Annotated in this window: 18 protein-coding genes; 12 read left to right on the plus strand and 6 right to left on the minus strand. The window is 39.3% G+C overall.

The features are described from left to right. Nucleotides 1-50: 50 nt before the first annotated feature. The 3 genes from SJY45_RS05915 (at nucleotide 51) to acs (ending at nucleotide 4064) form a co-directional block, all read left to right on the plus strand. On the plus strand, nucleotides 51-311 hold the full coding sequence (locus tag SJY45_RS05915) for a DUF4212 domain-containing protein (RefSeq protein WP_215439897.1): 261 nt from the start codon (nucleotides 51-53) through the stop codon (nucleotides 309-311). 21 nt (nucleotides 312-332) lie between these two features. Next, nucleotides 333-2045, plus strand: coding sequence for a sodium:solute symporter family protein (locus SJY45_RS05920; protein ID WP_289062423.1), 1713 nt, complete (start codon nucleotides 333-335; stop codon nucleotides 2043-2045). Nucleotides 2046-2156: 111 nt separating this feature from the next. Then, entirely contained in the window at nucleotides 2157-4064 is a 1908-nt protein-coding gene (gene acs, locus SJY45_RS05925; protein ID WP_400073635.1) for an acetate--CoA ligase, read from the plus strand. A gap of 93 nt (nucleotides 4065-4157) precedes the next feature. On the opposite strand, the gene SJY45_RS05930 is transcribed toward acs, so the two are convergent. Continuing rightward, nucleotides 4158-5366 (minus strand): multidrug effflux MFS transporter, encoded by a 1209-nt coding sequence (locus SJY45_RS05930; RefSeq protein WP_400073636.1) that lies wholly within the window; start codon nucleotides 5364-5366, stop codon nucleotides 4158-4160. Between the two features lie 109 nt (nucleotides 5367-5475). On the opposite strand from SJY45_RS05930, the gene udk reads away from it, so the two are divergent. From udk to SJY45_RS05970, 8 genes are all read left to right on the plus strand, one after another. Next, nucleotides 5476-6084 carry a uridine kinase gene (udk, locus tag SJY45_RS05935; RefSeq protein WP_215914242.1) on the plus strand — a complete coding sequence of 203 codons (609 nt, stop codon included), beginning with the start codon at nucleotides 5476-5478 and terminating at the stop codon, nucleotides 6082-6084. Between the two features lie 4 nt (nucleotides 6085-6088). Beyond that, complete coding sequence (locus SJY45_RS05940) at nucleotides 6089-6418, plus strand: septum formation initiator family protein (RefSeq protein ID WP_400073637.1); 330 nt, start codon at nucleotides 6089-6091, stop codon at nucleotides 6416-6418. A gap of 416 nt (nucleotides 6419-6834) precedes the next feature. Next, nucleotides 6835-7608 carry a ParA family protein gene (locus tag SJY45_RS05945; RefSeq protein ID WP_215439886.1) on the plus strand — a complete coding sequence of 258 codons (774 nt, stop codon included), beginning with the start codon at nucleotides 6835-6837 and terminating at the stop codon, nucleotides 7606-7608. Continuing rightward, on the plus strand, nucleotides 7608-8510 hold the full coding sequence (locus SJY45_RS05950) for a ParB/RepB/Spo0J family partition protein (RefSeq protein ID WP_215439884.1): 903 nt from the start codon (nucleotides 7608-7610) through the stop codon (nucleotides 8508-8510). Before SJY45_RS05945 ends, SJY45_RS05950 begins: the two co-directional genes overlap by 1 nt. Continuing rightward, nucleotides 8503-9141: a DUF5683 domain-containing protein gene (locus SJY45_RS05955; RefSeq protein ID WP_400073638.1), complete on the plus strand. Its 639-nt coding sequence runs from the start codon at nucleotides 8503-8505 to the stop codon at nucleotides 9139-9141. Before SJY45_RS05950 ends, SJY45_RS05955 begins: the two co-directional genes overlap by 8 nt. 55 nt (nucleotides 9142-9196) lie before the next feature. After that, nucleotides 9197-9898: a 4-hydroxy-tetrahydrodipicolinate reductase gene (gene dapB, locus SJY45_RS05960; protein WP_215914240.1), complete on the plus strand. Its 702-nt coding sequence runs from the start codon at nucleotides 9197-9199 to the stop codon at nucleotides 9896-9898. Between the two features lie 109 nt (nucleotides 9899-10007). Next, nucleotides 10008-11708: a signal peptidase I gene (lepB, locus tag SJY45_RS05965; protein WP_400073639.1), complete on the plus strand. Its 1701-nt coding sequence runs from the start codon at nucleotides 10008-10010 to the stop codon at nucleotides 11706-11708. A gap of 28 nt (nucleotides 11709-11736) precedes the next feature. Continuing rightward, a complete protein-coding gene (locus SJY45_RS05970) occupies nucleotides 11737-12927 on the plus strand; it encodes a molybdopterin molybdotransferase MoeA (RefSeq protein WP_400073640.1) in 1191 nt (396 codons plus the stop codon). A 17-nt stretch (nucleotides 12928-12944) separates the two neighbouring features. Here SJY45_RS05970 and SJY45_RS05975 read toward each other — a convergent pair whose 3' ends face one another. The 3 genes from SJY45_RS05975 to SJY45_RS05985 all read right to left on the minus strand — a co-directional run bounded on the left by SJY45_RS05975 (nucleotide 12945) and on the right by SJY45_RS05985 (nucleotide 18488). Then, complete coding sequence (locus SJY45_RS05975) at nucleotides 12945-14255, minus strand: amidohydrolase (protein ID WP_400073641.1); 1311 nt, start codon at nucleotides 14253-14255, stop codon at nucleotides 12945-12947. Between the two features lie 26 nt (nucleotides 14256-14281). Continuing rightward, nucleotides 14282-17248 (minus strand): amidohydrolase family protein, encoded by a 2967-nt coding sequence (locus SJY45_RS05980; RefSeq protein WP_400073642.1) that lies wholly within the window; start codon nucleotides 17246-17248, stop codon nucleotides 14282-14284. 172 nt (nucleotides 17249-17420) lie between these two features. Then, complete coding sequence (locus SJY45_RS05985) at nucleotides 17421-18488, minus strand: DUF3810 domain-containing protein (RefSeq protein ID WP_400073643.1); 1068 nt, start codon at nucleotides 18486-18488, stop codon at nucleotides 17421-17423. Between the two features lie 144 nt (nucleotides 18489-18632). Here SJY45_RS05985 and SJY45_RS05990 point away from each other — a divergent pair, with 144 nt between their 5' ends. After that, on the plus strand, nucleotides 18633-20093 hold the full coding sequence (locus SJY45_RS05990) for an aminoacyl-histidine dipeptidase (RefSeq protein ID WP_400073644.1): 1461 nt from the start codon (nucleotides 18633-18635) through the stop codon (nucleotides 20091-20093). A gap of 58 nt (nucleotides 20094-20151) precedes the next feature. Here SJY45_RS05990 and SJY45_RS05995 read toward each other — a convergent pair whose 3' ends face one another. Both SJY45_RS05995 and SJY45_RS06000 read right to left on the minus strand, forming a co-directional pair. Then, entirely contained in the window at nucleotides 20152-20508 is a 357-nt protein-coding gene (locus SJY45_RS05995) for a DUF805 domain-containing protein (RefSeq protein ID WP_215439869.1), read from the minus strand. 220 nt (nucleotides 20509-20728) lie between these two features. After that, nucleotides 20729-21841 carry a peptidylprolyl isomerase gene (locus SJY45_RS06000; protein ID WP_215439867.1) on the minus strand — a complete coding sequence of 371 codons (1113 nt, stop codon included), beginning with the start codon at nucleotides 21839-21841 and terminating at the stop codon, nucleotides 20729-20731. Nucleotides 21842-21858: the final 17 nt, after the last annotated feature.

Here is a 21858-nt window from a genome sequence, read left to right on the forward strand (position 1 = left end):
TTAGTAGAAGAAAATTCGCTATTTTCAACATCATAACCAAAACTCCAAAAATGTCTAAAAAACAAGAGCACGCCACCGCATACTGGAAAGAGAACTTAAAATACCTTTTTATCTTACTGGCTATTTGGTTCGGGGTTTCTTATGGGGCCGGTATCTTGTTCAAGGACGCCTTAAACACCATAAAAATTGGCGGGTTTGAATTGGGTTTTTGGTTTGCACAACAAGGATCCATTTATGTTTTTGTTATTCTAATCTTTGTTTATGTCAGGCTAATGAACAAACTGGATAAAAAGTACGGATTTAACGAATAACCCAACCAAAACCAACCCGTTATGAGTGTTCAAACTTGGACGTACCTTTTAGTAGGAATTACATTTGCCCTTTATATTGGCATTGCCATTTGGTCTCGTGCAGGGTCAACCAAGGATTTTTATGTAGCAGGCGGTGGTGTTTCCCCCTTGGCAAACGGTATGGCCACAGCAGCGGACTGGATGTCTGCCGCATCGTTTATTTCCATGGCGGGAATCATTTCATTTGCGGGCTATGACGGCTCTGTTTATTTAATGGGATGGACAGGTGGCTATGTGCTCTTGGCCTTACTTCTGGCACCCTATCTACGTAAATTCGGAAAATTTACCGTTCCTGATTTTATAGGGGACCGGTATTATTCAAAAACTGCTAGGATTGTCGCCGTTATTTGCGCCTTAATCGTATCGTTTACCTATGTAGCTGGTCAAATGCGGGGTGTTGGCGTGGTTTTCTCCCGTTTTTTAGAGGTAGATATAAATACGGGTGTCATTATTGGTATGGTCATAGTTCTTTTTTATGCCGTATTAGGCGGAATGAAAGGGATTACCTATACTCAAGTGGCCCAATTCTGCGTGTTGATTTTTGCGTTTATGGTACCCGCAATTTTTATATCTATTCAAATGACCGGAAACCCCATTCCCCAATTGGGTATGGGCTCCAAACTGAACGATGGTTCTGGAATGTACTTATTGGATAAGCTAAACGGACTCTCCACTGAACTAGGTTTTGCCGCTTACACGGAAGGTAAAAAATCAACTATAGATATATTCATGATTACCCTTGCACTCATGGTGGGTACTGCCGGTCTACCTCATGTTATTGTACGTTTCTTTACTGTAAAACGGGTAAAAGATGCAAGAAAGTCGGCTGGGTTGGCATTACTATTAATTGCCATTCTTTATACCGCAGCACCTGCTGTAGCCGTATTTGCACGTACGAACATGATTAATACGGTTAGCAATCAAGAATACGCAAAGATGCCCGAATGGTTTAAAAACTGGGAAACCACGGGGCTACTGAATTTCAGCGACAAAAACGGAGATGGAAAAATTCAATATGTAGCAAACGGTGCACAAAACGAGCTTATAGTAGATCCGGACATAATGGTGCTTGCCAACCCTGAGATTGCGGACCTCCCCGCTTGGGTAATAGCCCTGGTAGCCGCCGGTGGGCTTGCAGCGGCCCTATCTACGGCAGCAGGCCTGCTTTTAGTTATTTCCGCCTCCGTGTCCCATGATTTAATAAAAAAAATATTCGTTCCAAATATTTCCGAAAAAGGAGAGCTTTGGGCAGCGAGAGGTGCTGCAACCGTAGCCGTTGTAATAGCCGGTTATTTTGGGATAAATCCCCCAGGGTTTGTTGCGGCAGTAGTGGCGCTCGCTTTTGGTCTGGCCGCCGCATCTTTCTTTCCTGCTATTATACTGGGCATTTTTTATAAAAAGATGAACAAAGAAGGAGCCATTGCGGGTATGGTGATTGGCATCTCGCTAATGCTTTTTTATATGTTGAAATTCAAATTTGGAATTTTTGACGGTGGAAAAGAAGCTGTTCCCGCCTTAGAAAAGGATTGGTGGTTTGGAATTTCACCAGAAGGCTTTGGTAGTGTAGCTATGGTAGTGAATTTTATCGTTTCAATAATCATTATGAAATTCACACCGGAACCTCCAGAAAATGTACAACAAATCGTAGAAAACATTCGTATTCCCAGTGGTGCCGGAGAGGCCATAAATCATTAATATTTTATGTAATTTTAAGATCCCGATGCATTTTTCACCCATTCAATCAAGAACCGCCATTCTCTAGGGTATTCGCATCAAAATAATATCAATTAAAACAATCAAGGCAAAATGAGTAATTACCACATTAAACATCTAGAAGAATATTATCAGGTCTATAGAAAATCCGTTAGAAACCCCGAAGGTTTTTGGGAGGAAATAGCGGAAGAGCATTTTGTGTGGCGAAAGAAATGGGATAATGTTTTAAGTTGGGATTTTTCAAAACCCGAAATAAAGTGGTTTGAAGGGGCTAAGCTTAACATTACTGAAAATTGCCTAGATAGACATTTGCCCACCCGTGGAGAGAAAATAGCTATTATATTCGAACCCAACGATCCTAACGAAGAGGCCCAACATATTACCTTTAGGGATTTACACGAAAGAGTTTGCCGCATGGCCAACGTTCTAAAGGACCATGGTATAAAAAAAGGAGATAGAGTTTGTATCTACCTTCCCATGATTCCGGAATTAGCCGTTTCCCTTCTGGCATGCGCCAGGATTGGAGCTATCCACTCCGTTGTTTTTGCAGGTTTTTCCTCCAATGCACTCGCTACGCGTATTAATGATAGCGACTGTAAAATAGTCCTTACTTCAGATGGTTCGTACCGAGGTTCAAAATCAATTGACCTTAAAGGTATTGTAGACAAGGCCCTTGAAGAATGTCCGGGTGTTAAAGATGTATTAGTGGCCAAGCGCATCAATAGCGATATTCATATGGAAAAAGGTCGTGATAAATGGCTACAACCATTACTGGACGAGGCTTATGCGGACTGTGTAGCCGAAATAATGGATGCCGAAGACCCTTTATTTATTCTATACACCTCCGGCTCTACGGGAAGACCTAAAGGAATGGTCCATACCACTGGGGGCTACATGGTATATACCGCGTATACGTTTAAAAATGTTTTTCAGTATAAAGAAGAAGATGTATACTGGTGTACTGCCGATATTGGTTGGATAACCGGACATTCCTATATTGTGTATGGCCCACTTGCCAACGGCGCTACTACCGTTATGTTCGAAGGTGTTCCTTCATACCCGGATTATGGTAGATTTTGGGAAGTTGTTGAAAAACACAAAGTAAATCAATTCTACACGGCTCCTACAGCAATTAGGGCTTTGGCCAAAGAGAATTTAGAATTTATTGAAAAACATGACCTTTCCTCTTTAAAAGTATTGGGTTCCGTAGGAGAACCTATTAATGAGGAAGCTTGGCATTGGTACAATAACAACGTTGGGAAAACCAATAGCCCCATTGTTGACACTTGGTGGCAGACCGAAACAGGTGGTATAATGATAACCCCAATTCCATACGTTACCCCTACTACCCCTACCTATGCAACTTTACCTTTTATCGGTATCCAACCCGCATTAATGGATGAAGAAGGAAAAGAACTTAAAGGCAATCAGGTTTCAGGGCGGTTATGCGTTAAATTCCCATGGCCTTCTATTGCAAGGACCATTTGGGGCAATCACGAGCGCTATAGGGACACCTATTTTTCAGCTTATAAGGATATGTATTTTACAGGTGATGGCGCACTTAGGGATGCTGTAGGCTATTATAGGATTACGGGGCGCGTAGACGATGTAATAATTGTTTCGGGCCACAACCTGGGTACGGCGCCCATTGAAGATTCCATAAACGAACATCCTGCAGTTGCAGAAAGTGCAATTGTTGGTTTCCCTCATGACGTAAAGGGCAATGCGCTATATGGTTATGTTATTCTAAAGGAATTTGGTGAAACAAGGGACCGTGACAACCTGCGAAAGGAAATTAACCAGCAGATTACAGAACATATAGGACCTATTGCCAAACTGGATAAGATTCAGTTTGTTTCTGGACTTCCCAAAACACGTAGCGGGAAAATTATGCGTCGTATCTTGCGTAAAATCGCCTCAAAAGACACCTCTAATTTAGGTGATACCAGTACATTATTGAACCCAGAAGTAGTTGAAGAAATAATAGAGAACGCCCTTTAATTAGAATGCGGATATTATAGAAAACCGGCAGAAGTGAATTAGAAGATTCACCTTTTGCCGGTTTTTTATTTTTCGTTTGCAAAGTAATACAACTTATGCCGTGGCAACAATTCTTCTTTTCGTAACCAAAAGAATAGTCCCTAAAGAAAGGAGTCCGCATACCGCAAGACCGGCAAACATAGGCCACACGGTATCTTGCACAAAACCTCCTATATAATTTGCTATGGGCACGGAAAGAAGTGTTGAAATAAAACCGTTTATAGCCGCCCCAATACCTGCAATATGACCTATGGGCTCCATGGCTATGGACCTAAAATTCCCCCATAGAAATCCCAAACATAAAAATTGAACGAATAAAAAGGCTACCAAAATAGGTACGCTCGGATTGGGTTTTCCCCAAAACACCACCACATAGGTTAGAGCAATGATACAAAATGCGCTCATAGCGGCAAGAGCCAAACGACGCATGCCAAAACGAATGACCAATGTACCGTTCAGAAATGTGGAAAGCCCTACAGAACAGGCAAGACCTGCAAAAATGTACGGAAAGTTCTCTACCATTCCATATTGATCTTCAAACACATGTTGCGATGAACTCAAATACACCAAGAACGCTCCTGTTACAAACCCGGAAGCAAATGTAAACGCAACGGTTTCCTTATGCTTTACAAACTCTTTTGTTCCGCTAACAAAAACGGACATGGAAAAGGGTATTTTAAATTGAGGTTTTAATGTTTCGGGCTGTCGTTTCCAAAACCAAATAGCCACTACTAGGCCAAAGAACAGTTGAATATAAAATATATACTCCCAACCAAAAGCATCCATAATCCACTTACCAATAGCTGGCGCCACAACAGGGACCAGAATGAAAAAAGCGGTAACAAAAGACATTATTTTTGCCATATAATCTCCCTTATAAGTATCCCTTATAATGGAAATAGCAATAGTTCTAGGTGCAGATAGTCCAATACCTTGGAGTATACGCCCCACAATCATAATTTCCAATGTGGGCGCTAAAACACAAATTACACTTGCTACCGCAAAAACGGTAAAACCAATATACACTACAGGTTTTCTGCCATAGCTATCGGATAAAGGTCCAAAAAACAATTGCCCTACTCCCAAACCCAAAAAAATCATGGTAATCAACAACTGATTTTCCAATGGATCCAAGCTATTTATAGTTATGCCTATGTGCGATAACGCGGGCAATAAAGCATCAATTGCCAAGGCCACGATAGACATTAAGGAAGCCATTAAGGCTATAAATTCAAAATTGGGTTTCACATTATCATTCTGCATGGTGCAAAAGTACATATTCGCCTAGGAAAGGACATTACCAAAAGTTCCTTTTAAGTATAAACCTATAATTGGTTCACAAATATGTATTTTTGACAAAAAATTGAAGAGCATGCTGATAATAGGAATAGCCGGAGGTACCGGTTGTGGAAAAACAACAGTAGTAAACCAAATTATAGACTCGTTACCGGAGGGCGAAGTTGGGGTAATTTCCCAAGATTCTTATTATAACGACCTTTCAGAATTGTCCTTGGAAGAGCGAAGAAAAACCAATTTTGACCACCCCCAATCTATTGATTTCAGACTGCTGGAAGAACACTTAAAATTATTAAAGTCAGGGCATTCCATAAAACAGCCCGTATACTCATTTCTTGAATGTAACCGTACGGACAAGACCGTTCCCGTGCACCCTACCAAAGTATTGATTGTAGAGGGTATTCTTATTTTAACCAACTCCCTACTCCGTAAAATGATGGATATTAAAATATTTGTCCATGCCGATTCTGATGAAAGACTGATCAGGAGGTTAAAACGAGATGTAAACGAACGGGGATGGAATTTAGATGAAACGCTAGACAAATATCAATCTAATATTAAACCCATGCATCTTCAATTTATAGAGCCTAGCAAAGAATATGCAGATATTATTATACCCAACAATAAATATAACACAGTTGCAGTTGATATTGTACGAACAATAATCAATGAGAAACTAACTTAGAAAAATGGGATTCAAAGATTTACGAAAGAAAAAATGGTTTGGTATACTCACCAATATGTATGTATTGGTGCTGACCGTTTTTGTGATATGGATGTTGTTTTTTGACACCAACTCCCTACTCATTCATTTAGAACTAAAAAAGGAAATTGAAAAACTTGAAAAACAACAAGAGTTTTTAAAGGATGAAATTGCCAACGATAGAAAAATCCTAGAAAAATTATCCGACCCAAAGGAACTAGAAAAGTTTGCAAGAGAGCAATATTTCCTCAAAAAAAAGAATGAAGAAATTTATCTTATTGAATACGAAGACAGTTTAAAAATTAAAGAAAAATAAGCAGGTTTTATATCCGTATTGCACTTCCGTAATTTCCATTGTTAATAATAAATTCGGTTTTTAGAATTAGATTCTATTTGTGCTTGACCACCCTACAAAGCTCGAAAAATGTTTTTCTCGCATCATGAACTAAAAATCCACACGAAACATTGTAATTAATTTAATTTCAAATACTTACATGTTTTATGATTTTAGCCTACTGGTTTCACTTAAATCACTTATTAGGAATATCATATTTACTCTGGCGTAAAATTAGCCGTGAAAAGGAGTGCTTTAGAAACCCTAAATTTCAAAAAAAGACACTTTCAGTTAACGAACTTTAACGCAAAAGACCACACTTATTCACTTTGTGTTAACAAAATGGTTTCAATAGCATTGTAAATAATCGTATTTTTACCCCCTAACTCAGACTGATAATGGGCAAGATTATTGCTATTGCGAATCAAAAAGGAGGAGTGGGTAAAACCACAACAACAGTTAATTTAGCAGCTTCCTTAGGTGTTTTGGAAAAGAAGGTATTGCTAATAGATGCAGACCCCCAGGCAAATGCCACATCGGGATTGGGCATTGATGTAGAGAGTGTTGAATATGGCACTTACCAACTACTTGAGCATACCAAAACGGCCAAAGAGGCTATTATAACTACAGATTCCCCTAATTTAGATTTAATTCCCGCACATATTGACTTGGTTGCCATTGAAATTGAATTGGTAGACAAGGATCAACGGGAATACATGATGAAAAGAGCAATATCCGAGCTTAGGGACAGCTACGATTATATCTTAATCGATTGTGCTCCTTCCCTAGGCCTACTTACATTGAACGCTCTTACTGCGGCAGACTCCGTTATAATTCCTATACAATGCGAGTATTTTGCACTGGAGGGACTTGGCAAGCTTTTGAATACTATAAAAAGTGTTCAAAAGATTCACAATGCCAATTTGGATATTGAAGGCATGTTGTTGACCATGTATGATTCGCGTTTACGACTGTCTAACCAAGTAGTAGAGGAAGTACGTAAACATTTTGCAGATATGGTTTTTGATACTATAATTCAGCGTAACGTACGGTTAAGCGAAGCTCCTAGCTACGGAGAAAGCATTATAAAATATGACGCAAGCAGTAAGGGAGCTACAAATTACCTAAACTTGGCCCATGAAGTAGTCAAGAAAAACAAAGAGATAGCTTAATGGCGAAAGCAACAAAAAAACAAGCACTAGGCCGCGGACTCTCCGCTCTATTAAAAGATCCTGAAAACGATATTCAATCCGCAGCGGATAAGAATGCGGATAAAGTAGTTGGCAACATTGTAGAGCTAGATATTGAGTCTATTGAAATGAACCCGTTTCAACCACGTTCTAATTTCAATGACGAGGCCTTGAACGAACTTGCTATTTCTATAGGTCAATTAGGTGTTATACAACCTATTACGGTTCGCAAATTAGATTTCAACAAATATCAGTTAGTTTCCGGGGAAAGAAGGTGCCGTGCGTCAAAATTAGCAGGGCTTACCACCATTCCGGCCTATATACGTATTGCCGATGACCAAGAATCATTGGAGATGGCTTTGGTTGAAAATATTCAACGCCAAGATTTAGACCCTATTGAAATTGCACTTTCGTACCAAAGGTTATTGGATGAAATTCAGCTTACCCAAGAAAAATTAAGTGATCGCGTAGGAAAGAAACGCTCTACCATAACTAACTATTTACGTCTTTTAAGGTTAGATCCTATTATACAAACCGGTATTAGGGACGGGTTTTTAAGCATGGGCCACGGTCGTGCCTTGGTAAACATAGAAAAGAAGGGCGATCAGATAGATTTATACGAAAAAATTATAAGTCAGAACCTTTCTGTTCGTGATACCGAACGTGCCGTAAAAGCGTATCATGAAGGTGACGCTCCCGAAAAACCGGCAAAAAAAGTTTCAAAAACCCCTGAATTTGTTCAAGGAAACATTAAACCGTTTACGGATCATCTTTCGGTAAAAGTAGATATTTCCGCAACCGAAAAAGGAAACGGTAAAATAACAATTCCCTTTCATTCTCAAGAGGAGTTTAGACGAATTAAAAAATTGATTCTAGGTGAGTAAATTCCTGCTAGCCCTTGTTTTTATTTCACTTTTTACGTTAACCGTTACCGCTCAAGAGGAAACGGCAAAAAATAAAGAGGTAGACTCGCTTCAAACAGATTTGGCAGAAGAGGGTATCATTGTGGCGGACACACTTAAAAAAGAAAGGGTGAAAATCAATCCGCTTGCCCCGAGTAAAGCGGCTTTTTTATCCGCAGTAATCCCTGGGCTAGGTCAAGTTTACAACAAACGTTATTGGAAAGTTCCTATTGTATATGGAGCCATTGGAGCTGCCGTTTATGGTTATACTTGGAACAACAATAATTACCAGCGTGTGCGAACCGCTTTTAAAAGACGAAAAGCCGGCTTTACAGATGATGAATTTTACGACCCGAACAATACAGGTAGCGGACCGCTCTTAGGGCTTGACGATTTACAGAACGAACAAGAAAATTTTCAGCGAGATCGTGATTTGTTATTGCTTGTTTCCATAGCACTGTATGCCTTAAACATTGTAGATGCCAATGTTGATGCGCATTTAAAGCAGTTCAACATAGATGATGACTTGAGCTTTGACACGGAACCTTTTTTAGATTTAGATCCTGTGACCAACAACCCCAACTACGGGATGGCACTGATAATAAAATTTTAACACAAGTAACTATTATCTAACCAATTACAAATAGTTACCGAAACAATTATACAAATTGAAAATAGCACTATTCGGATACGGTAAAATGGGCAAGATGATTGAAAAAATCGCCCTAGAAAGAAATCACACCATTGTAGCAAAAGTGGATGTTGATACAGTAGATATTGATTTTTCGGAAATGGATGTTGCCATTGATTTTAGTATGCCCAGTGCCGCTTACGGTAATCTTACCAAGTGTTTTGAAAACGGCGTTCCGGTAATATCGGGCACTACAGGATGGTTGGACAAGTATGATGATGCCGTATCAATATGTAAAAAAAACAAAGGTGCTTTTATATACGCTTCTAACTTTAGTCTAGGGGTAAACGTGTTCTTTGAGCTCAATGAATACCTTGCCAAAATGATGAAGAATTTAGACCAGTACAATGTGTCCATGGAAGAAATTCACCATACCCAGAAGTTGGACGAACCCAGCGGTACTGCCATTACCCTTGCAGAAGGCATCATTAAGAACACCAACTACAGTGCGTGGAAACTTGAAAACGCTCCGGCAGGTGAAATACCAATCGTGTCAAAAAGAATTGGAACAACACCAGGTACACATAGTATAGATTACAGTAGTAAAGTAGATTCCATAGAAATTAAGCATACTGCACATAACAGGGAAGGTTTTGCCCTTGGCGCTGTTATTGCAGCTGAATGGATTGTGGGGAAAACCGGTATTTTCTCTATGAAAGATGTGTTAAACCTTGGTTAATACATACAATATTTAAACAAGAATTAAGCTTACTTGCAATAGACGCCTTGAAATTCAATAATTTATAGGTTATAGATTTTTAGAGCGGCACTTAAAAATAAAAATACAAATGGACGCAACACAGTGGTTACTTTTTATTCTGGTCATTCAGATTATCCATTTTGCAGGAACCTGGAAATTATATGTAAAAGCAGGTAGAAAAGCTTGGGAAGCGGCCATCCCGGTGTACAACGCTATTGTATTGATGCAAATCATCAATCGCCCTAAATGGTGGACCATACTATTGTTCATCCCAATCATCAACCTTCTCATGTTCCCTATTGTATGGATCGAAACCATACGTAGCTTTGGACGAAATAGCACTGCAGACACCTGGCTGGTATTGCTTACTCTAGGGTTTTACATCTACTATGTAAATTATGCTTTAGATGTTAAATACATTAAAGACCGAAGTCTTCAACCTAAAACAGCAACCGGCGAATGGGTTAGTTCAATTGCTTTTGCAATTATTGCGGCCACTTTGGTTCACACCTATTTTATTCAACCTTACGTAATTCCAACACCTTCTTTAGAGCGTACATTACGTGTTGGCGATTTGTTGTTCGTAAGCAAATTTCACTACGGTGCCAGAACCCCAATGACCACGGTTGCAGCTCCCATGGTACATGATACCTTACCCATACTTGGTGTAAAGTCGTATTTGAACAAACCTCAGTTGCCCTATTTCAGAATTCCCGGCTTTACAAAAGTAGACCGAAACGATATTGTCGTATTCAGTTGGCCCGCAGATACGGTTCGCCAATTCTTTAAAAAAGAAAAAGGGGTTATTAAACCTATTGACAAAAAATCCAATTACGTTAAGCGTTGTGTAGGTATTCCCGGAGATTCATTGGCGGTCATAGATGGCTATGTGTACATTAACGGAAAACAGTTACAACTATCGGACCGTGCCAAACCTCAATATGATTATGCACTATACTCCAGTAAAGGAGTTTCTTCTACATTATTGGAAAAAGTAGGTGCAACGGGCTGGAGCAGAAAGTACATTATCAACTCATTAAACCAACAGCAGCTTAACGGTATTCAGAAATACGTTAAAGGCTATAGACAACGTAATGATGGTAAATTAGAAGTCTACACCAACGAAGGCGGTATTCCTGTTTCCGTGGCCCGAAAAAATGCTATTTCATTGGCCGAAGAAACGGGTCTTAAACGCATTGTTCCGCTAACGGATGAAATGGTGGCACAACTCAAGAATGAAGCCTCCCTAGACTCCATTGTACGGATTGTAGAGAAAAAAGGAGTGCCAGGCGGAAACATCTTCCCTCAAAGTCCGGATTACCCATGGAATTACGATCAAATGGGACCTATATACATTCCTCAAAAAGGAGCTACGGTACCCTTAAACCTAAAAGTACTTCCACTTTATAAAAAGATTATTAGAGAATACGAAGGAAACACCATTAGCGTTTCGGGCAATCAAATAAAAATTAACGATCAAGTAGCGGATTCGTATACATTTAAACAAGATTACTATTGGATGATGGGTGATAACCGAGATCACTCCGAAGACAGTAGAGCTTGGGGCTACGTTCCGGAAAACCATATTGTGGGCACACCTATATTCATATGGTTAAGTGTTGATAATTTTAATGATGGTATCTTCAGTTGGAAACCAAGATGGGACCGTATTTTTACTACAGTAAATGGTGAAGGAGAGCCCGTTTCTTACTTTAAGTATTTCCTAATTGCACTGGTAGCATACTTTGTAGGAAGTTGGTTGTGGAACAAAAAGAAAGCTAAAGGTTAATTTAAATCTATAGCCAAAATTATTACACATGATTTCTTTCGAAAATGCTTACGACCAAGTATTACAGCACACGTTTAATCTAGGTGATGAAACAGTGTCTCTATTAGAAAGTACAGGAAGGGTTCTTAGTGAGGATATTAGAGCCGATAGGGATTTTCCTCCGTTCAACCGTTCTACAAAGGATGGAATCGCCATTGCTTTTTCGGCTATAGAGAAAGGGGTTACCCGTTTTAAAATTGAAGGCGTGTTAAGCGCAGGAATGCCCCAACAAACGCTATCCAAAGACACCAATTGTTTTGAAATAATGACAGGTGCCGTTCTTCCCGAACAAGCCGATACCATTATCATGTACGAAGAAACAGAAACCGAAGATGATTACGTTTCTATTTCAAAGACCCCGAACAAGGGTCAAAACATACATCGCCAAGGCACAGATGAAAAAGAAGGTGCCATTTTATTAAAGAAAGGAACAGAGATTACCGCTGCTGTAATTGGTGTACTAGCTTCCGTAGGAAAAAATAAAGTTACAGTAAAAAAGCTTCCTAAAATTTGCGTGGTCTCTACGGGAAACGAACTTGTAGAGGTAGAAGATAAACCATTGCCCCATCAGATAAGGAAATCCAATTCACTATCCTTATTCGCCGCACTTGAAAGGGTGAAAATCACCCCTACTCTTTTACACTTGGCAGACAACCAAGCCATAATAGAAAAAGAGCTTGAAAAGGCCTTAAATAATTTTGATGTTTTAATGCTGAGCGGCGGAGTATCAAAAGGGAAGTTTGATTTTATTCCCGATGCCATGGATAAACTTGGTATAACAAAGGTTTTTCACCGGATTGCCCAACGCCCAGGCAAGCCTTTCTGGTTTGGAGTCCAAAAGGAAAAGCAGAAAGTTATATTCTCATTTCCCGGAAACCCAGTTTCCACTTTTGCCAATTATCATGTGTACTTTTTACCTTGGTTAAAAAAATGCCTTGGATTGAAAGTAGAAAAAAAGCAGATTATTTTAGAGGAAGCTATCCAACCTCACCCTTCTCTAACACTATTTGTACAAGTTACCACACAATACAAAAAAGGCAAGCTCATGGCCAAAACCGTTAAAGGAAACGGTTCTGGCGATTTGGTTAGTTTGGCTCTTGCAGATGGGTTTATTCGCGTTCCCCCGGGCACTGATGAAATGACCCAGGAAACGGTTTTCGATTATATAGAAACTACTTAGCCTTCAACCTTATTTCACTATTTACCTTGATATTTACCTTCATAACGCTTCCAAAGTTCCGTTTGATGAGTTTCTAATGAAATCTCCCTGCCATCTATAAAAGCATGCGTTAGCCGGTTTCCACTCATATCCAAAGCATCGCCTTCAGAAACAATAAGCGTAGCACTTTTACCCGCTTCCAAAAAACCGTACATATCATCTATACCAAGAATTTTAGCCGTGTTCCCGGTAATCAATTCCAATGCTTTTTCTTTTTCCATCCCTTGGGATACCGTTTGGCCCGCATAAAATGGAAGATTCCTGATTTGAAAATTAGATGCCGTACTGTTTTGAAGACCTACCAATAAACCTGCGTCTACCAAAAGTTTTGGCAGTTTGTACGGTAAATCATAATCATCCTCATCAAAAGCAGGTAAATTGTGCGTAGCACCTACCAATACCGGAACATCATTTGTTTTTAAAAAGGGAGCTACTTTATGAGCATGGGTGCCACCTACAAGAACCACCTCTTTGATTCCAGCCTCTTTCACATTCGTTATAGCATCAATAATTTCCTTTTCACCATTGGCATAAACAAATAACTTCTGTTTACCCGTATACAAACCGGACATAGCACTTAAAACAGGATTTTTTATTGCTGACCCAGAATCGTAAACAGCTGCATTTTTTAGAAAATCCATAGTTTCCTTAACCTCATCTCCATATTTTTTATTGGCTTGGTAACCACGGCCTTCACCTTCCCACCATTTTCCTTTGCGAAAAGTAGTTGGCCAGTGTAAGTGAATTGCATCATCTTCTTTGACAACCGCATCTTCCCAGTTCCAAGCATCAAACTGAACCACCGATGAAGTACCTGAAATACGCCCTCCTATTGGCGCAATCTGTCCTAAAAGCACGCCATTAGGGCGCATGCTCTCAACCACTTTAGATTCTGCATTATACGCTATTAAACTTCTAACATGCGGAATCATCTCTCCAATCTCATCTTGATCTTTTGAAGCCCGGACAGCATCTACCTCTATTAAGCCCAAAGACGTACTAGGTGCTATAAAACCAGGATACACATGCTTGCCCTGCCCTTTTATCTTCATGCCCTTTCTTGCGATTTTAGTCATGGCACTTCCCACAAAAGTGAGTTTACCGTCCTCAAACATAATCAGGGCATTCTCTATCACCTCACCATTGCCCAAATGTGCCGTAGCACCCTCTATTGAGTATGCGGTTACTTGTTTAGGTGCCGGTGTCTGTTGGCCGTTGGTCTGTACGGTCATCATTAAAAACGCTATCCATAAACAGACTTGAAACTTATATTTTTTATTTGACATCATATTTTTTATAATAAGTCCTTATTATTTTAATGTAAGTATTCCGAAAGGGTGTCGCAATGCATCATTTGCTTTTTACTTTGTTTGGGTTCTTGCGTCTTTTTGCCTTTCTCTTTTTCAAGTAACATCAAATTGATAAGTTCATTTCTTTCTTTGGCAACCTTTGCTCTTAACTGCATATCTTTTTCCAAATCAAAATAGATAGCTCCGTCAATCATTGTTTTTTCTGCTTTCGCATAAATAGATAAGGGATTATCGCTCCATAAAACCAAATCAGCATCTTTACCTTCTTTGATACTTCCGGTTCGGTCATTTAAGTGTAATAGCTTTGCTGGATTGATGGTAACCATATTCCATGCTTCTTGCTCCGTCATACCGCCGTATTTCATGGTTTTTGCCGCTTCTTGATTCAATCTTCTAATCATTTCTGCATCATCACTATTTATTGCTACAGTTACACCTTGATTGTGCATAATTGCGGCATTATAAGGGATGGCATCGTTAACTTCAAACTTATAGGCCCACCAATCACTAAAGGTACCGCCCCCGGCACCATGTGCTTTCATTTTATCGGCCACTTTATAGCCCTCAAGAATATGTGTGAACGTATTTACCCTAAAACCAAATTTTTCGGCCACCTTCATCATCATATTAATTTCGCTCTGAACATAACTATGACAACTAATGAAGCGTTCCCCGTTTATTATTTCCAATAAGGTTTCCATTTCTTCGTCATACCGAAAAGCTTCTCCGCTTTTTTTCTTTACCCCATATTCTTTTGCTCTTTGAAAATAATTCTCAAAAACCTGCTCAACTCCCATACGGGTTTGAGGAAAACGATTGAAACTGCCCCAATTACTCTGCTTTACATTTTCACCTAAGGCAAACTTTATGAACTTTGGAGAGTTATCATAAATCATATTTTCTGCACTCTCTCCCCATTTTAACTTTAGTATAGCCGAACGCCCCCCAATTGGATTTGCAGAACCATGTAAGAGTTGCAAAGAGGTTACCCCACCTGCCAAGGCCAGATAGATTCCTTTATCCTCATTGTCTACAACGTCTTCCATTTTTACTTCGGCAGAAGAGTTTTGCCCTGACTCATTTACCGCCAAAGCAGCTATATGACTATGTTCATCAATTATTCCGGCCGTTAAATGTTTACCCGTGGCATCTATGGTTTTTACTCCTCCTGCAGAAAGGTTTTGCCCCACTATTGCAATTTTTCCATTCTTTACAAGTACATCGGTATTCTTTAAAATACCTGACGCTTCACTCGTCCAGACAGTAGCATTCTTAAAAAGAACGTTTTCTTGTTTAGGGATAGCCTCATATCCATATCCTACATTAGGGTATGTAACCGCCACGGTTTTAGAAGGTTGCTTTTTATCTTCTTTTCCCTTCTCCGAAAAAGGAACCGTCCTTAAAGCGGAAAAAGTAGTTTCGTCCCCAGATGGGAGTACCGCTTTACCAATTATAGACTTGTTATCAGCTTTTACAAAAGCAATCATTCTATAACTTCCGGTTTTCTTTTTATCTGAAAACGATAGTTCCAACCAATTATCCGCGTAAGTCAATTTAGATTTTAAAGTAACGGTATCTTCCTTAACTACGAGTTTTGGTTTTTCTACCGTACCTTTTATTGAAGCTTTAAATTTTTGGTTACCAACAGACAGGTCATATTCGCCCCTAACATCAACCAAAGACATATCTGAAATTACATTCTTGGTACCTTGAACCCAATTTTCATATAAAACAGTGTTCTTGTCAAAAACATCTCCCGAAGTGATTAAAAAGTTGGCGTAGCTCCCCTTGGTTAACGATCCTATTTGTTCTGATTTTCCTAAAATCTGAGCTGGAATAGTGGTTAACGCCTCCAAAGCAGTGGTTTTACCCAAACCATGATCAATAGCTTTCAATACTCTCTCCTTAAAATCAACCGGGGATTTTAAGCCGTTTAACGTAAAGGAAAAAGATACTCCATTCTCTGCCAATACCTTTGGATTAGAAGGAGCCTGGTTCCAGTTTCTCATGTCTTCCAAAGTTACATAAGCAGCTGCATATGGGTCAGACACATCATAGGCATCCGGAAAATTCAAGGGTAAAATCAATTTTGCATTAGACGCCTTAATATCGGACACGCGTTCATATTCATTTCCTCCCCCTAAAATAACGTATTGTATACCAAAAGCATCTCCTATACCATCTGCCCTGATAATATTACCTTTATCACCTGCATCAAAAATCTGAACAAGATTTTTGTTGCGTGCCAAGGCCTCCAAAGATCTGTCCTTGGTATCTACCTTTCCTTGTGCGTACCAATTCTCATCATTGTACATCTGCCGTAGTAAAGCCATTGACCCCATTAATGAACTTGGGTATGATTGGCTTTTGGCTATGCTTTTTGTAAAAGAAAAATACTGTGCCGATCGGTCATCTATAATACGGTCTGCATTATTCCCTTTACCGTTAAGAGCTACCAAAATACTAGTACCACGGGCAATACCATCTTGAATATGCGAATTAACCACACCAAAACCTACCTTGCGCAAGGTCTCCGCAACAGTATCATCATATTCAAATTTAGCGATGGCATCATTCTCTGGCATGATATGATCGTTCCAGTAAAAACCAGATCGAGATGGCTCATATTCTGCCGACCTTCCTTGTTCCTTTAACTTCTCTGGTTTTTGCACACCAAAACTTGAAAACAAATCTATAAAAGAAGGGTACACAGACTTCCCGGAAATATCTATAACGACCGTATTTTTAGGGAGCGTTACACTTTTCCCAACTTCCACTACCCTTCCGTTTTGGACCAATAGTGTACCGGACTCCACTACTTGAGTTGGAGTAATATAAATTTTGGCATTGGTAAAAGCAGTATAATTTGTGTTTTTGGACTTTACACCTTCATTAGCAGGAAAGTAATCTTGTGCCAGGGCTACGAATCCGTAACAGACCATAGCTGTGGTAACTAATATTTTTTTTATCATTTTTTAGATTCAAATGTCTATCTCTAAAAGTAAGGAATGAGATCTAAATCAAAAAATAATATAACAATTACAAGGTCAATCCTTATAAAATCACATTTTTCCTTAATTAATATTCAGAAATTCACGTTAAACCAAAAGTAAAAATGTAGAAATTGTATTGTTCACTATTTTGCTAGATGGGGTATTTCTCATGATAGCCCACCATTAATTGTACTATTTTACTATAGCTCTTTATACCGTCTTTCTGTTGATTCGCCTTTAAAAAGGTATTGAAGACCGACTTAAAAATGGGTTCAAAAGGATTTAGATATTCCAAATTGTGCTCGTACAGCTCCCTATAATTTTCTTGTACCCCAACATTCACTTTAGCATACAGTTCATCAAACTTCTCCTTGTCCGTGCGGCGTATAGCACTTAAACAATGACTAAGGGCATAAGCCGATGCCGAATACTGAAAATAAGGGTCATCATTCTTCACCGTTACCAAGTAACCAATAAAGTTGGTTTCATTTTCTTTTGAATACCCCACTTGATGTCCAACTTCATGACCGCTTATTACGGGAAAACGAAATTCAGGGGTTAACGCATTTACTTGAGCCTCATTGGTAAAGGGGTTCAAGTACCCACCAATTCCCATATAACTTGCCAAGGTACTGAACATAGATTTTTTAAGGCTACGGTGGTCATATTCCAAAAATGGAAGTTCTTTCTGTAACTGCTCGTACCCATTTACCGTTTTATCAAAAATCTCATTCCGAGTATATGGCACCTGTACTCTTTTTGTACTATCCGATGTCAAGTTAAATTGAAGTTGATTTGTCTTTACTATCAACCTTTCGGCCAAATCAATAACCTCATTGGTTTGTATACTATCGCGAATGGCAAAATTCTCGGCAATGGGTTTTCGGTAATAGTTTAACCCCCAAACCAAATTGAATGTGAAGTAAAAAACAGAAAGCACCATTACAACATTTCTCAAAAACTGAAATGGAAACTTTCTAATCTTTAATCGGTTTGCATAAAGATACCGGATTCCCAAAACTATAAGTAACACATACAGAATTTCACCCACCGAAAAAGGAACCCACCCAAACAGAATTCTAAAAAACTGACTGATTACGGGATAAATACCGTTACTGTAGTACGTCTCTACAATCTCCGGTTTGCTACCCAACCACGCCACCAAAAGAATTTGAGGAAGCAAACTCAAGGCAATCCCGTTTCTTAATTTATTTTTCAAAAGCTTATGTTTAATGCAAAACCATCATACTGAAACGCTTAAAAAAAATGAACAGCTTCCGTATGACATACATAAAGCCAAAATTAACCAAATATCGTCCATACCAATTTTTGACTCCGTATTTTTGCAAAAATATAACATCACATGAACGAAGCTATAAGAGAATTAGAACCTAAGGAGGTTTGGAACAAGTTTGCGGACTTAAATGCCGTACCCCGCCCATCAAAAAAAGAGGAACGTGTTATACAATTCATGTTAGATTTTGGTAAATCCCTTAATCTGGAAACTTTTAAGGACGCGGTTGGCAATGTTATTATAAGAAAGCCTGCTAGCAAGGGAATGCAAGATAGGGTTACCGTTACCCTACAATCGCACTTGGATATGGTGCACCAGAAAAATAATGACACCGTCTTTGATTTTGACGAACAAGGTATTGAGATGTTTATTCAGGAAGACTGGGTAAAAGCCCGCGGAACTACCCTTGGTGCGGACAATGGCATGGGCGTTGCAGCAATTATGGCTTTGTTACAGAGTTCAAATATTGCCCACCCTCCATTGGAAGCTCTTTTTACAATTGATGAAGAAACGGGAATGACCGGCGCTATGGGTCTTGAAGGTGGTGTTTTGCAAGGTGAAATACTTCTAAACCTAGATACCGAAGAAGATGATGAGCTAGATATTGGATGTGCCGGTGGAATAGATATTACCGCAACCAGAAAGTATAATGAAAAATCTGTGCCCCGTGCCACGGTTGGTTATGAAATTACCGTAAACGGATTAAACGGAGGCCATAGTGGCATTGAAATACACAAGGGACTGGGGAATGCCAATAAAATAATGAACCGTCTCCTTTACGGCGCATCCAACTCTTTCATGTTGCGTATTGCAGAAATTGATGGAGGCAGCCTTAGAAATGCCATTCCTAGAGAAAGTGTGGCCAAAATTGTTATCCTTAAATCACAAAGCGAAGAATTTGAGAAGACGGTCAAAGAATTTGAACAGGTTGTACAGAAAGAACTGAACACCTTAGAACCCAACCTAAAAGTATCTTTTAAATCCATAAAATTGCCAAAAACAGTTATGGGTCTGGGAGCACAAGAACGTTTATTACAAGGGTTGTACGCCGCTCACAACGGGGTTTACGCTATGAGCGCTACTATACCCGGTTTGGTAGAAACCTCAAACAATGTGGCCCGGGTTCTTGTCAAAGAAGGAAAAGCTAAAATAGGGTGTTTAACACGTTCTTCCGTAGATTCGGCCAAGATGGATTTGGCACATGCATTAAAATCCACTTTTGAACTTGCGCGTTTTGATGTTGAATTTAGTGGTACTTACCCAGGATGGACACCCAATGCCAATTCTAAAATTCTAAAGGTAGCAGAGGAAAAATATAAATCGCTTTTTGGCGAACAACCCAAAGTAGCCGCGTGCCATGCCGGATTGGAATGTGGTATTCTAGGCCAAAATTATCCTGAAATGGATATGATAAGTTTTGGGCCTACCATCTTGGGAGCGCACTCTCCAGATGAGCGTGTGAGCATATCTTCTACCCAGAAATTCTGGAAATTTCTATTGAACATTTTAGAAGACATTCCAAAAAAATAGTTTCAAACAAAAAGGGTTTGCCAAATGGCAAACCCTTTTCTATATTGTTCAATTACTACTAAACTTTCTGTAAAGTAGCCTCTTCTTCCGCTTTAGGATTTGGACCATATTGGTTATCTCCGGCTTCACTATCCGTACAGGCCAAGATCAAACTGTAAATAGGTACGAGTAGAAACCAACCACTCTTTCCAACATCGTGCATTCTTCTTACACCTACAGCTATACCTGGTATTAAAACACCTAGTGAATATATAACCGATAAGAACAAAAGTGCCGGAACATCAATTACAATTGCTAAAATTTGTAACCCGTAAGCAATTAAAATATTGAATAAAAAGAACATCCAATACTCTTTTCTTCTTGCACGACCTTCAAAGCCAGCGTAGTTTTGTAATACTTTTAAATACCAATTCATAGGTTTAAGATTTAGGGGTTATTACTATTTATGAATGGTACAAACGGGCATCCTTACCTTGTATTATGATTTTTTAGATGAACTGCACCTAAAACGAAAAAAAATAGATTAACTGTACAGCTTAGCCTATCTTTTCATTGGTTTTTCAGCATCTTGTCCAAAATAAAAAACGCACAAAAAAACCCGCATAAAGCGGGTTTTGTACATTGTTGAAAGACTCTTATTCTGCCTCTCCTGTAATTTCAAGATCAAATACCAAATCTGCACTAGGTGGTATTGGCCCCGTACCTTGTGGTCCGTAGCCCAAATGCGAAGGAATAAAGATACGTGCCTTATCCCCTATTTTCATATTTAAAAGTCCTTCTTTAAAACCTGCTATTAAACTAGCATCAGGACTGTACTCCATTGGTATTGGCTCATAGCCACCTCCTTGCTTCCTACGAGCGTCAAACTTATTGTATTTAGTTGCTACGTCTTCGTAATTACTATCGAACAAGGTTCCATCTTCCAAGAATCCGGCGTAATATACAAGTACTTGACCACCTACAGTAGGTTTTGGCCCTTCCCCTTCTTTCAAGGTCAATATCTTAAGACCACTAGGCAATTCTTCGGCCTTTGCCTTTTGTTCTTCAAGAGCAGCTTTAAAGTCGCTCTTCATTTTTTCAAATGCAGCAATCTTCGCTTCTTCTTCAGCAAAATAATCGGTCATAACCTGAACGGCATCAAATTTTTTGGCCATTTTGCCATTACGTACAATCTCAACGCTATTCATCACTACGTCCTCAATTGGCCTGTCTTTTGTCATTGGGTCTTGAGATGTTTCTGTGTTGGCAATAGAATCTACCACATCCAAACCTTCAACTACATGACCAAAAACCGTGTGTCTTCCGTTTAAAAACGGAGTTTCTTTATGTGTGATGAAAAATTGGCTCCCATTGGTTGCCGCTCCCGAATTGGCCATAGAAAGAATCCCCTTTCTGTCATGCACTAAAGAATCGTTAAACTCATCCTTAAACTTATATCCTGGATTACCTCGCCCAGTACCTGTTGGGTCTCCTCCTTGAATCATGAAATCCTTAATGACCCTGTGAAAGATAAGGCTGTCATAATATTTTTTACCTTTTAAACTATCGGTAACAAAAGGGCTTTTACCCTCCGCCAATGTTATAAAGTTTGCTACGGTAACCGGTGTTTTTTCATATTCCAGTTTCACAATAATATCACCTTTACTGGTATGAATATCCGCAAAAACGCCATCTCCCAACTCGGCATACTGACTTTTACAACTAGATAGCAAAACCACTAGGGTTATCAAGTAATAGATTTTTTTCATGTTTTTAATCCTTTATT

It is taken from the genome of Zobellia russellii, assembly GCF_044597075.1.
GTDB lineage: Bacteria > Bacteroidota > Bacteroidia > Flavobacteriales > Flavobacteriaceae > Zobellia > Zobellia russellii.